Origin of the sequence: Myxococcus guangdongensis (genome assembly GCF_024198255.1) — a bacterium.
GTDB classification, from domain to species: domain Bacteria; phylum Myxococcota; class Myxococcia; order Myxococcales; family Myxococcaceae; genus Myxococcus; species Myxococcus guangdongensis.
In genome coordinates this window covers 981,474-993,604 of the sequence record NZ_JAJVKW010000001.1, presented here as the reverse complement: position 1 = coordinate 993,604, position 12,131 = coordinate 981,474, and the positions used below count along the sequence as shown (strand labels likewise).

Genomic DNA, 12,131 nt, shown 5'->3' with positions numbered 1-12,131 from the left:
CCCCCGCGCCATGTCCGACAAACTTCCCCAGTACTGGCAGAGCCTGGCCGAGCGCGCGACGGATTCCTCGTGGCTCGACACGCAGCGCGACGAGTTCGCCGAGGAGCTGCCGGTGGGTGTCGCCGCCGCGCCTCCGGATGGCAGCAGCCGCCGTGACTTCTTCAAGATGATGGGCCTGAGCGCCGCCGCGGCCATGGTGGCCTGCCAGCGCGCGCCGGTGCAGAAGCTCATCCCCTACGTGTCGCGGCCGGACGAGGTGACCCCGGGCACGGCGCTCTGGTACGCGTCGACGTGCGAGGCGTGCCCCGCGCGCTGTGGCCTGCTCCTCAAGACGCGCGATGGTCGACCCATCAAGGTCGAGGGCAACGACGAGCACCCCGTGTCGCGCGGCGGCGTGTGCGCGGTGGGACAGGCCTCCGTGCTCTCGCTCTACGACGCGAGCCGCGCCCGCTTCCCCTCGCGCGCCAGCAGCCGGGTGTCGTGGACGGACCTGGATGCGGAGGTGAAGAAGGGCCTGGCCAAGGCGACCGAGGACGGTAAGGCCATCCGGCTGGTGCTGCCCTGGGTGATGGGGCCCACGGCGGAGGCCGCGGTGGCGCGCTTCCTCGCCGCGCACCCGACGGCGCGCACGGTGCGCTACGAGCCCCTGGGAGAGCTGTCGTCGCTGGGCGATGCGTACCGCGTCACGCACGGCGCCCGCGTGGTGCCGGATTACCGCTTCGACAAGGCGAAGGTCATCGCGAGCTTCGGCGCGGACTTCCTGGGCACGTGGGTGTCGCCGGTGGCCTTCACGCGGCAGTACGCGGAGGCTCGCGACGCGGCGGCTCACAAGGCGATGGCGCGCCACTTCCAGGTGGAGCCGGTGATGACGCTGACCGGCGCGGCGGCGGACCGTCGCTTCGTGGTGGCGCCGTCCGATGTGACGCTGGCCCTGGGCGATGTGGTGCGCAGGCTGGCAGTGAAGGCGGGCCGCGAGGTGCCGGGGCTGAAGTCGCTGCCGGGCTCCAAGCTGGAGTCGGCCGCGCTGGACGAACTCGCCGAGGCGCTGTGGGCCCACCGCACGGAGTCGCTGGTGGTGTGCGGTGGCGACGAGGTGGCGGGCCAGGTGCTGGCCGCGACGGCGAACGTGCTGCTCGGCAACGAGGGCACCACGGTGTTCCCGCTGGACGGCGTGGCGCTGGACGAGAAGGCGCAGTCGTACGGTGAGCTGCTCGCGGAGCTGGGTGCCGGGAGCGTGGGCACGGTGTTCTTCCTCGGCGTCAACCCGGCGCACACCGACGCGCGCGGCGACGCGCTGGGTGCGCTGCTCAAGAACGTGCCCCTCACGGTGGCGCTGAACGACCGGCTGGACGAGACGGCGGTGCTGACGCGGCTTCACGCGCCGGCCTCCACGGCGCTGGAGGCGTGGGGTGACGCGGAGCCTCGTCGGGGCGTGGTGTCGCTGCGGCAGCCCGCGGTGTCTCCGCTGCATGACACGCGCGACGCGGTGGAGTCCCTGCTGACGTGGGCGGGCGCGGCCCAGGCCCACCACGACTTCCTGCGCGCGCGCTGGGAGACGGAGGTCTTCCCGGTGGCCGGCGCGACGGGGACGGACTTCGCCAGCTTCTGGGATGACTCGGTTCGTCGAGGCGTCGTGACGCTGTCTCCGGTGCCGACGGCGCCGCTGACCTTCCGTGACGACGGCGTGGCGAAGGCGCTCGCCGGCGTGGCGCGTCCCTCGGTGGAGTGGGAGCTGGTGCTGTTCCCCTCAGTGGGCCTGCGCGACGGCGCGATGGCGAACAACGCGTGGCTCCACGAGGTGCCGGACCCCATCACCAAGGCGACGTGGGGCAACCCCGCGCTCATCGCGCCCGCACGAGCCAAGGAGCTGGGCCTGTCCGATGGCGACGTGGTGAAGGTGAGCGTGGGCGGCAAGTCGGTGTCGTTGCCCGTGCTGATTCAAGCCGGCACGCACCCCAGCGCCCTGGGTCTGGCGGTGGGCTACGGCCGCACGCGCGCTGGACGCATCGGCGATGGAGTGGGGGAGCGTGTCTACCCGCTGGCCGCGGTGGTGGACGGGCGCGTGCGCCGCTCGGTGCCGGGGGCGACGGTGGCCGCCACGGGGGAGCGGCAGAAGCTGGCGCTCACGCAGACGCACTCGAGCCTGGAGGGACGGCCTCACGTGCGCGAGGCGGAGCTGGCGGCGTTCCTGGCCAACCCGCGCGCGGGCAACGAGGACCACGGTGGTCACGGCGGTGGCAACGGCGGGCACTCGCTCTCGATGTGGTCGGGCCACGAGTACAAGGGCCACCGCTGGGCGCTGGCGGTGGACCTGAGCGCGTGCACGGGGTGCTCGGCGTGCGTGGTGTCCTGCCAGGCGGAGAACAACATCCCCAGCGTGGGGCGCGACGAGGTGCTGCGCCAGCGCGAGATGCACTGGATGCGCATCGACCGGTACTACCAGGGCGACGCGGCGAATCCGCAGGTCGTGCACCAGCCGATGATGTGCCAGCACTGCGAGAACGCGCCATGCGAGACGGTGTGCCCGGTGCTCGCGACGGTGCACTCGTCGGAGGGCCTCAACCAGCAGGTCTACAACCGCTGCGTCGGCACGCGCTACTGCGCCAACAACTGCCCCACCAAGGTGCGGCGCTTCAACTGGTTCGACTACCCGCACGACGAGCCGCTCGAGCGCATGGTGCTCAACCCGGACGTGGTGGTGCGCAGCCGCGGTGTCATGGAGAAGTGCTCCTTGTGCGTGCAGCGCATCCAGGAGGGCAAGGCGACGGCGAATCGCGAGGGCCGGCCGCTCAAGGACGGCGACATCCAGACGGCGTGTCAGCAGAGCTGCCCGGCGAAGGCCATCCACTTCGGGGACTTGAATGACTCGGAGAGCCGGGTGGCGAAGCTGGCGAAGGACGGGCGGGCGTTCCGGTTGCTGGAGGAGCTGAACATCGGGCCGTCCATCACCTACCTCACGAAGATCCGGAACACCGGGTCGGGAAGCGGAACATGAGCAACCAGCATCTGTCCCCGCTGCGCGTGCCGCTGGTCAGCGAGTCGCGCACCCTGGGTCAGCTCACCGAGGAGATCTGCGCGCCGATGGAGCGCGCGCCCACGTGGAAGTGGTGGGCGGCGTTCGCCATCGCGGTGTCCGTCCTGGGCACCGGCGCGGGAATCGTGGCGTACCAGGTGGGCACGGGCATCGGCGTGTGGGGCTTGAACAAGACCATCGGCTGGGCGTTCGACATCACCAACTTCGTCTTCTGGGTGGGCATCGGCCACGCCGGCACGCTCATCTCCGCCATCCTCTTCCTCTTCCGGCAGAAGTGGCGCACGAGCATCAACCGCGCGGCGGAGGCGATGACGTTGTTCGCCGTCATGTGCGCGGCGCTCTTCCCCGTCATCCACATGGGCCGCCCGTGGCTGGCCTTCTGGGTGCTGCCGTATCCGAATACGCGCGGCAGCCTCTGGGTGAACTTCCGCTCGCCGCTGCTGTGGGACGTGTTCGCCATCTCCACGTACTTCACCGTGTCGGCGGTGTTCTGGTACGTGGGCCTGATTCCGGACCTGGCCACGGTGCGGGACCGGCTGAAGGCGGGCGTGAAGAAGGCCGTCTTCAAGGTGCTGTCCCTGGGGTGGACGGGCTCGCACCGGACGTGGAGCCGCTACGAGACGGTGTACCTGCTGCTCGCGGGCCTGGCGACGCCGCTGGTGCTCAGCGTGCACACCATCGTGTCGATGGACTTCGCCACGTCGGTGATTCCCGGCTGGCACACCACCATCTTCCCGCCGTACTTCGTGGCGGGCGCGGTGTTCAGCGGCTTCGCGATGGTGCTGACGCTGATGATCATCACCCGGGTGGTGCTGGGCTACGAGCACCTGATTACGATTCGCCACCTGGAGAACATGACCAAGGTCATCATCGTCACCGGTGGCCTCGTCTCGCTGGCGTACGCGACGGAGTTCTTCATCGCCTGGTACTCGGGCAACCCGTACGAGCGCTTCGCCTTCATGAACCGCGCCTTCGGCCCCTACGCCTGGGCTTACTGGATCATGGTGACGTGCAACGTGGTGTCGCCGCACCTGTTCTGGTTCAAGAAGATTCGCACCTCGCCCGCGGCCATCTTCGCGCTGTCGTTGGTCATCAACGTGGGCATGTGGTTCGAGCGATTCGTCATCATCGTCACCAGCCTGCACCGCGACTTCCTGCCCAGCAGCTGGTCCATGTACACGCCGACGATGGTGGAGGTGGGGACCTTCATCGGGACCTTCGGCCTCTTCTTCACGCTGTTCCTGCTCTTCGTCCGGGTGCTGCCCATCATCTCGATTGGCGAGGTGAAGAGCGTGCTCGGCTTCGCCAGGAGCGACCCCGGACACGGGGATGCGCACCCGCCGTCGCGCCCGGCCGCCGCGCACGAGGCGCCGACGGAAGACGCCTCGGGCCGGCACGCCCCGCCGCTCGCCATCGCCACCCGGAAGGATGTCCCCGTATGAGTGCCCCGGTTCTCATCGGTTACTTCGAGAAGGAGGAGCAGGTCCTGGAGGCCACCCGCGCCGTGCGCGAGGCGGGCCATGACCTGCGGGACGTGTACACGCCTTATGCGGTGCACGGTCTGGATGACGCGATGGGGCTCAAGCCCAGCCGGCTCACGTGGGTGTGCTTCGTCGGAGGGCTGACGGGGTGCACGTTGGCGCTGTCGCTCCAGCTCTACACCAGCGTGGTGAGCTGGCCGCTGAACGTGGGTGGCAAGCCGTTCAACTCGCTCCCCGCGTTCATCCCGGTGACGTTCGAGTTGACGGTGCTGTTCGCCGCGCTGTCGACGGTGGCGGCGTTCCTGGTGCGGGCGAAGCTGTTCCCGGGGAACAAGCGGCCGACGTTGCCCCGGGTGACGGATGACCGGTTCGCCATCGTCGTGGCGCCGCGTCAGACGCCGGAGTCGCTGGAGGCGGCGGAGGATTTGATGCGACGCCACGGCGCGGTGGCCACGGATGTGAGGGAGGTGCCGTCGTGAAAGGGACCTGGGTGGGAGTGGCGACGCTGGGGGTGTTGTCCCTGGCGGGGTGTGAGCAGGACGAGACGCGCCCCAATTACGAGTACGCGCCGGACATGGTGTCCTCGGTGCCGTACGACAGCTTCGCGAGCAACCCGAACACGGCGGACGGCAAGACGCTGCTGACGCCGGCGAAGGGCACGGTGCCGCGTGGGCACGTGCCGCTGAAGCTGGTCTCCGGGACGGAGGCCGCGGAGAAGGCGGGCAAGGAGCTGCGCAATCCGTATCCGGCGTCGCCGGAGGTGCTGGCGCGAGGGCAGACGGCGTTCCAGCGCTATTGCACGCCGTGCCACGGCTCTGGCGGCTTGGGAGATGGCCCGGTGACGGCGCGCTTCCCGGTGCCGCCGTCGTTGCTGGCGGAGCACGCGATGGAGCTGCCGGACGGTCGCATCTTCCACATCATCACCCATGGGCAGGGCTTGATGCCGGCGCATGGTTCCCAGGTGGCGCCGGAGGACCGGTGGAAGCTGGTCCACTACCTCCGCTCGCTGCAGAACCCCGCGCGCACGGCGCGCAAGGAGACGCCATGAGCGCCCCCGTTCAGGCCCACGGCCCCGAGTCCCAGGGCGGCTTCGCTGTCTCGCCCGTCTTCCACCGCGCCGCGCAGGTGGCGGCGGGGGTGGGGTTGGGGGTGTTGGTGCTCGGCCTGGTGCAGGCCCGGGAGCGGGCGCTGACGAGCCTGCTGACCAATGGCTTCTACTTCCTGTGTCTCGGGTTGGGCGGCGCGGTGTTCCTGGCGCTGATGTACGTGGCGAACGCGGGCTGGTTCACCGTGTTCAAGCGCATCCCGGAGGCGTTCACGGCGTATGTGCCCTGGGGCGCGGCGACGATGCTGGCGCTGTTGCCGTTCGCGACGACGCTGTACCCGTGGGCGAAGCCCGGGGTGATGGAGACGGACCACCTGCTGCATCAGAAGGAGGCGTTCCTCAACGTCCCGTTCTTCGCCATTCGCATGGGGGTGATGTTGGCGGTGTGGGTGGCCTTCACGTGGATGCTGCGGCGCAACTCGCTGCGGCAAGATGCGCAGCCCGGTGAGGCGCTCACGCGGCGCAACGTGACGGTGTCGGCGGTGTTCCTGGTGCTGTTCTCGCTGACCTTCTGCCTGGCGGCGTTCGACTGGTTGATGAGTTTGGAGCCGCACTGGTTCAGCACCATCTACGCGCTCTACAATGTGGCGGGGCTCTTGAGCTCCAGCGTGTGTGCCATCACCGTGGTGGCGATTCTCCTGCATCGGGCGGGGGCGCTGCCTCAGCTCAACTCGAGTCACCTGCATGATTTGGGGAAGCTGATGTTCGGCTTCGCCACGCTGTGGGCGTACCTGTGGTTCTCGCAGTTCCTGCTCATCTGGTACGCGAACATCCCCGAGGAGACGGTGTACTTCATCGCGCGGATGCACGGTGGGTGGGAGGTGCCGTTCTACGCGAACGTGGTGTTGAACTGGGCGCTGCCGTTCGTGTTGCTCTTGCCGCGTCCGGCGAAGATGAACCCGTCGCATCTGTTGCGCGTCGCCGGGGTATTGCTGGTGGGACGCTGGTTGGATTTGTACCTGATGGTGGCGCCGGCGCATCAGCCGCACGGGCCGGTGCTGGGCCTGTATGAGCTGGCGGGGCTGGTGGGCGTGGCGGCGCTGTTCTCGCTGGCGGTGACGCGGGCGGTGCGCACGTCGCCGATGTTGCCGGCGGGAGACCCGTACCTGGTGGAGAGCCTGCATCACCACACTTGATGTGCTGAGTGCGTGAATCAAGTCCGCAGTCACGGACCCCTGGGACCGGCCCCGCTCCTCCGAACCCAGCTCCTTGTGACCGTGGCGGCGATGCCATCCGCTTCCTCCTCGGGCGGATGGCATCGCTTTTTTGTGGGTGACCTCCACCCTGGTGAGGGGCGCGTGATGTGCTTCAATCGCGGCCACCATGAGTGAGCCCGCGCGTTCCCAGCCTCCGCTCCGCGTCGCCCTGTTGGGTTACGGCTTCGCGGGCAAGTCCTTCCACGCCCCGTTGCTGCGCACGGTCGAGGGCCTCTCGCTGCACGTCATCGCGTCCAGTCGGCCCGAGGCTGTCCATGCGGACCTGCCCGCCGTGACCGTGCTCCCCTCCACGCTCGAGGCGGCCACGCATCCGGACGTGGACCTGGTCGTGGTGGCCACGCCGAACGAGCAGCACGTCCCACTCGCCCAGGCGGCCCTGCGCGCGGGCAAGCACGTGGTCGTCGACAAGCCGATGGCGGTGACGCTGGAGGACACGCGCTCCCTCGCGGCGCTGGCGCAGTCACAGGGGCGTCTGTTGTCCGCGTTCCACAATCGCCGCTGGGACAGCGACTTCCTCGAACTGAGGGCGCTGCTCGCCCAGGGCACGCTGGGCCGGGTGACGCATGTCGAGTCTCGCTTCGACCGCTTCCGGCCCGAGGTTCGCCAGCGCTGGCGCGAACAGCCCGTCCCCGGCGCGGGCATCTGGTTCGACCTGGGACCGCATCTGGTGGACCAGGCCCTGCAACTGTTCGGACTGCCGGACACCGTGCACGCCCTGCTGTCCATCCACCGCGACGGCGCCACCGTGGATGACTGGTGTCAGGTGACGCTCCAGTACCCCCAGCGCCACGTCGTGCTCCAGGCGTCCATGCTCATCGCGGGTGGAATGCCTCGCTTCGCGGTGCACGGCACGAAGGGCTCCTGGCTCAAGCACGGCATGGACACTCAAGCGGACCGTCTCATCGCGGGGGAACTCCCGGGCGCAAAGGACTGGGGAGAGGATGTCTGGCCCGGTCGTCTCATCGAAGGGCCGACGGGCGCGTCACGAGGAACGACGGCTCCTCGTGGCGACTATCGCCAGTACTACGCAGGCATCCGGGACGCCGTGCGTGGCATCGGCCCCAATCCCGTGACGCCCGCGCAGGCCGTGGCCGTCGCGGCCGTGCTGGAGGCGGGTGTCCTCTCCGCGCGGAGTGGCCGCGAGCAGCGTCTGTCTTTGACCGAGTCCGAGCGCTCCAGCTTCCAAGCCAAAGCCTCCGCGCCTCACTGAGGTCAGCTCTACACGGATGTCGAGTATCGAACAGTGCCATGACTCTCAGGTCTGGTCTGTTTCCATGTGAAATCTGGCTGTCCTTGAATCCGTGGATGGCCACCCCGAGTGGGGTGGACCTCGAAAGGACAGACCCGTGATGCGACGCATGCTGCTGCGAGGATTGACGGTCCCCTTCCTGTTGACGGCGTGCGGAGGCGCCATGGAGCCGGAGGCGAAGCTGGAGCAGGAGACGGCCTCTGGCGCTCCGATGCGGGTGTGGACGCAACTGGCTCCCGGTGTCTGGGAGCGCCCGAACGCGCACGGCGGCTATGAGCGCTCGGCCTGGGGCGTCGAGGGTTTCGAGTTCATGCTCCAGACGGTTCGGATGGAGCGGGTGTTCCTCAAACTGCAGCGGACGGAGAAGTCCGACCCGGTGGTGTTCGAGAAGCGCCTGGCTGCCAACGAAAAGCTGCTCCGCACGATGGAGGAGGCTGTCCTCGAGTCCCGTGAGGCACAATCGACGGAGCCGCCGTCCGCTTCCCCGTACCCCCCGAATACCTACAACGGCTGGGGGAAGCGTTCCGGGATGCTGTGCGGCGGCTACTTCTACTTGGATATTCAGTTCAGCTATGCGTGGGGCGCAGACAAGGTCCGCACGATTGCGGAGACGGGTGGGACCAACGCGTCAACGTACACCCGGAAGCTCCATACCTTCGCGGAGGCCTGGACGGATGCGCTATCCGACTTCCAGAGCGATTGGGATACGTCTCCGCCCATCGGAACCCCGACCTATCACTTCCAGACCTCGGAGGTCGTCATTGCGGGCACCCTCGACCCCACCTATATGTGGGGCCGTGCCGTCGTCACGGGCGGCGATGGCTGCCCGGACAGCATGGCCTTCTTCGAGGCGCTCAACCATGGCGCGGATTTTTCGGGAGCGGGGCTCACCGCCGCTCCTCCCTTCGAATCCCCGAGGTGAAGGCGCGCAGGTCCGCGATGAGGGCCGCGGCCTCCACGCGACGCGCCGGAACGAGCGTGCCCGAGGGCGCGTCCTGCTGCCCCGTGATTGAGCGGGGCGCGCCCCAGGTCCTGCCGCCATCACGCGTGGCGTAGGTGAACCACAGCGTGCGTGGTGGCTCCTCCTGTCGCTCCAACGACGCCGAGCCGATGAGCATCCCCCGTCCGCGCGAGTCGAGATCCAGGTCATGCGGCGAGAGGTACTCGCCGTTCCAGGTGGGCTGGTTCAGTTCGCGCGGAAAGGGGAGGGTGGCGCACGTCGAGGTGGCGAAGTCATCGCTCGTCACCACCACGGTGAACGACTGTCCCGGGTCTCCTATCTGTCGCTGGGTGATGACGGCGAGCTTGCGGCCCTGGGATGCGAGATAGAGCCCCACTTCGTTCTCCTCGTGCTGGGGGAGGACCGCGCGCCAGCCCTTCGCACCCTTGATGAAGAGGACGGTGCCGCTCGCGGCCTCGGCGGCTTCGCGTGGCTCCCGCAGGTAGCTCAGCGTGCCGATGAGGAGGTCGTCCCGCGTCTCGATGCCCTGGAGCCCTGACCCGGCCGCGTCCTCGACGAGCCGCGCGGTGAGAGGGACTGTCTTCGCGCAGCCAGTCCCTGTCCTCGACGTGGACCTGGGTTCACGTGCCAGCCCCGGAGCCGCGAGGAGGATGACCGCCGACGCCACCGCGATGAACAGCCCCTGCTTTCCCATGCGTGTCACCTCGCCGAGCATCTGAGAGGACTCCGCTCGGTGTTGTCGAGACGTCCACGGTCCTGGCGGGGTTCCCAACAGCGGGCTGCCCGGGGCGGGTGCCTCCTGCTACGGTGCGCGCGGATTCCACCGCTCGCCCCCGCGAGCCGAGAGGCGCAGCCCTTGAGTCAGAAGAAGCCCGGCCGAAACGACCCGTGTCCGTGTGGCAGTGGCAAGAAGTACAAGGTCTGCCACGCCAGTGAGGACCGCGCCCGCGCCGCGCCGTCTCCCACCTCCGGGCAGACCGCCGTCCGGGATGGGCTCAAGTCCCTCGAGAGCACCGATGTGAGCTACCTGGGGGTCGCGCTGGACAGGCTCGGCAAGCTGCTCGCGGAGTGGGGCCCCGGGCCCGGGCTTCGCTTCGACGCGGAGGCGTTCGACAAGCACGTGGGCCAGGAACTGGCGCGCATCTCCGAGGTGGAGACGCTCGACGCCAACCAGGCCCACCGGGAGCTGCTCGTGGGCACCGTGAAGGCCCTGGCCACGAAGTCGTTCCTGGACCGGCTCGCGGCCGTGCTGCGTGCGCGCAGCGAGGAGTCCGGACTCTCGGCAGAGGACCAGCGGGCGCTGCGAGCCTGCGCCGTCATCGCGAGCGCAGCGAAGGCGTCCAGCCGCCTGCGCCCCGAGAACAACCCCATCCTCGACGTGGTGTTCGACGTGCAGTTCCGCGAGTGGAGCACGCGCCACAAGGAGTGGCTGGCCAAGTACGACTTGCTCGCGAGCGGGATGTCGGAGGGCTCGCTGTCGGACGAGGCGCGCAAGGCGCTCCAGCAGGCGCGCGACGGCGACGTGGACGCGCTGGTGGATTACGTGAAGGAGGACCCCGGGCTCGCCGAGCGCATCGCTCTCGAGGCCAAGGAGCGCGCCGCGCGCGTCGAGGCGAAGCTGCGTGAGCCCTCGACGCCGCCCGTGTTCGCGCCCGAGGAGGAGCTCTGGCTCACCTGCGTCCTCTGGGAGCCGATGCAGGCCCTGAAGGGACTTCCGCAGGGCGCGGAGCCGGCGCAGCGCCGCGAGGCCGTGACGGCGCTGCTGCGCGGCGTGAAGGGCGCGCTGGACGCGGACTTCCTCGCGGGGATGTTGGACCGCATGCGCCAGAAGTCGCAGGACGCCACGGTCGACGAGGCCCTGCGTGCCTGGTACGCGGACGCCGCCATCGCCTTCGAGGCCGAGCCCGCGCGCATGTTGCTGGCCGCGCTCCTCACCGCGAGGCAGGAGGCGCAGGGCCGCTCGGCGGAGGAGATGGTGGCGCTCGCGGACCTCAAGGCGCTCACCACCTGGACGCCCGAGAGCTTCGAGCCCTACCGGCAGCTCCTGTTCCAGATGAACCTGCCGGCGTCGGCCGAGCGCATCCAGCGCTGCCAGGAATGGCTGAAGACACACCCGGTGGCGCTGCGTGCCGCCGCCCCGGAGTGACGCGCGGCTCCACCCCGTGACGCCCCGGGCGTCGCGACCTTGCCCACCCATCGGTCAAGGTCGCGACAAGCGCTGACGTGGCTTGTCGCCAGGAGGACGCACGACGACGCATCCGGAAGTCGAACCCTGTTCCGGTCGACTCCCCGCGTTCGCGGATGCCGCCCCTACTTCTTCGGGTCGCGCTTCTCCGCGACCTGCGAGTCCTCCGCCGACAACATGGCCACGCGGCGGGCCGCCTTGAGCACCTCATCCGAGATGGGGCTGCCCGCCGTCGCCTTCGCCAAGGTCAGCGCGCCCACGCACAGCGCATACGTGGCCAGGGCCCGCTCCCGCGCAGTGGCGCGCTCGTCCGAGGACAGGTGCGGCGTGAAGCTCTCCACCGTCAGGTTCAGCTCCTCCGCCAACGCCTGCTTCAGCTCCGCCTCGCCCCGCACCACGTCCGACAACACGGCGGGCAGGGCACACGGCGGAACGGGCGCATCCCGGTGGGCCCGCGAGAGGTAGCGGCGCACCAGGTGGTTGAGCCACTCGGCGCCCTTCAGGTCCTCCAGCCCCTGCGGCCAGTCCACCCGCTGACGACTCATGATGCGCTGGAGCGACTCGATGAGCAGCGCCTGCTTCGAGCCGAAGTGCGCATAGAAGCCGCCCACCGTGAGCCCGGCCGCGCGCATCACCGTCTCCACACTCGTCGTCAGGAAGCCCTTCTGGCGGAACAGCCCTCCCGCGGCCTCCAGGATTCGCTCATGCGTGGACTGCTTCTGCTCCGGGGGATGCGGCATCCGAATCTCACCTCGCTGTACACCATTATACACGTCATCGGGTGCACCCCGCTTCCCGTTCAGCCCTGTCCGCCTCCTCGCCACCTCCAAGTTGCGACCATATTATGCTCATAATATTGTTTGGACAGGGCGGCGCGACGCCGCCCGTGAATGGAGGGC

The 12,131-nt window shown here is 69.1% G+C and carries 10 protein-coding genes; 8 read left to right on the top strand and 2 right to left on the bottom strand.

Annotated elements, in window-relative coordinates; translation table 11 throughout:
- Positions 1-10: 10 nt before the first annotated feature.
- The 7 genes from LXT21_RS45130 (at position 11) to LXT21_RS03985 (ending at position 9,008) form a co-directional block, all read left to right on the top strand.
- Positions 11-2,995 carry a TAT-variant-translocated molybdopterin oxidoreductase gene (locus tag LXT21_RS45130; protein ID WP_267145392.1) on the top strand — a complete coding sequence of 995 codons (2,985 nt, stop codon included), beginning with the start codon at positions 11-13 and terminating at the stop codon, positions 2,993-2,995.
- Positions 2,992-4,476 (top strand): NrfD/PsrC family molybdoenzyme membrane anchor subunit, encoded by a 1,485-nt coding sequence (nrfD, locus tag LXT21_RS04010; protein ID WP_254036750.1) that lies wholly within the window; start codon positions 2,992-2,994, stop codon positions 4,474-4,476. Before LXT21_RS45130 ends, nrfD begins: the two co-directional genes overlap by 4 nt.
- Positions 4,473-4,994: a DUF3341 domain-containing protein gene (locus LXT21_RS04005; protein ID WP_254036749.1), complete on the top strand. Its 522-nt coding sequence runs from the start codon at positions 4,473-4,475 to the stop codon at positions 4,992-4,994. Before nrfD ends, LXT21_RS04005 begins: the two co-directional genes overlap by 4 nt.
- Positions 4,991-5,563 (top strand): c-type cytochrome, encoded by a 573-nt coding sequence (locus LXT21_RS04000; RefSeq protein ID WP_254036748.1) that lies wholly within the window; start codon positions 4,991-4,993, stop codon positions 5,561-5,563. Before LXT21_RS04005 ends, LXT21_RS04000 begins: the two co-directional genes overlap by 4 nt.
- Entirely contained in the window at positions 5,560-6,756 is a 1,197-nt protein-coding gene (locus LXT21_RS03995; RefSeq protein ID WP_254036747.1) for a hypothetical protein, read from the top strand. The genes LXT21_RS04000 and LXT21_RS03995 overlap by 4 nt, the downstream gene beginning before the upstream one ends.
- A 187-nt stretch (positions 6,757-6,943) precedes the next feature.
- Positions 6,944-8,047, top strand: a complete 1,104-nt coding sequence (locus LXT21_RS03990; protein ID WP_254036746.1) for an oxidoreductase — start codon at positions 6,944-6,946, stop codon at positions 8,045-8,047.
- Positions 8,048-8,249: 202 nt separating this feature from the next.
- Positions 8,250-9,008 (top strand): hypothetical protein, encoded by a 759-nt coding sequence (locus tag LXT21_RS03985; protein WP_254036745.1) that lies wholly within the window; start codon positions 8,250-8,252, stop codon positions 9,006-9,008.
- On the opposite strand, the gene LXT21_RS03980 is transcribed toward LXT21_RS03985, so the two are convergent.
- On the bottom strand, positions 8,974-9,741 hold the full coding sequence (locus LXT21_RS03980) for a hypothetical protein (protein WP_254036744.1): 768 nt from the start codon (positions 9,739-9,741) through the stop codon (positions 8,974-8,976). The two genes, LXT21_RS03985 and LXT21_RS03980, sit on opposite strands and share 35 nt — an antisense overlap.
- 162 nt (positions 9,742-9,903) lie before the next feature.
- On the opposite strand from LXT21_RS03980, the gene LXT21_RS03975 reads away from it, so the two are divergent.
- A complete protein-coding gene (locus tag LXT21_RS03975; protein ID WP_254036743.1) occupies positions 9,904-11,193 on the top strand; it encodes a YecA family protein in 1,290 nt (429 codons plus the stop codon).
- Between the two features lie 164 nt (positions 11,194-11,357).
- On the opposite strand, the gene LXT21_RS03970 is transcribed toward LXT21_RS03975, so the two are convergent.
- Entirely contained in the window at positions 11,358-11,972 is a 615-nt protein-coding gene (locus LXT21_RS03970; protein WP_254036742.1) for a TetR/AcrR family transcriptional regulator, read from the bottom strand.
- Between the last annotated feature and the right edge of the window lie 159 nt (positions 11,973-12,131).

Bases quoted from the DNA above. Each gene is read 5' to 3' on its own strand.
- nrfD (WP_254036750.1), top strand. From the start codon at position 2,992: ATGAGCAACCAGCATCTGTCCCCGCTGCGCGTGCCGCTGGTCAGCGAG.
- LXT21_RS03995 (WP_254036747.1), top strand. From the start codon at position 5,560: ATGAGCGCCCCCGTTCAGGCCCACGGCCCCGAGTCCCAGGGCGGCTTC.
- LXT21_RS03990 (WP_254036746.1), top strand. From the start codon at position 6,944: ATGAGTGAGCCCGCGCGTTCCCAGCCTCCGCTCCGCGTCGCCCTGTTG.
- LXT21_RS45130 (WP_267145392.1), top strand. From the start codon at position 11: ATGTCCGACAAACTTCCCCAGTACTGGCAGAGCCTGGCCGAGCGCGCG.
- LXT21_RS03970 (WP_254036742.1), bottom strand. From the start codon at position 11,972: ATGCCGCATCCCCCGGAGCAGAAGCAGTCCACGCATGAGCGAATCCTG.
- LXT21_RS03985 (WP_254036745.1), top strand. From the start codon at position 8,250: ATGGAGCCGGAGGCGAAGCTGGAGCAGGAGACGGCCTCTGGCGCTCCG.
- LXT21_RS03980 (WP_254036744.1), bottom strand. From the start codon at position 9,741: ATGGGAAAGCAGGGGCTGTTCATCGCGGTGGCGTCGGCGGTCATCCTC.
- LXT21_RS04005 (WP_254036749.1), top strand. From the start codon at position 4,473: ATGAGTGCCCCGGTTCTCATCGGTTACTTCGAGAAGGAGGAGCAGGTC.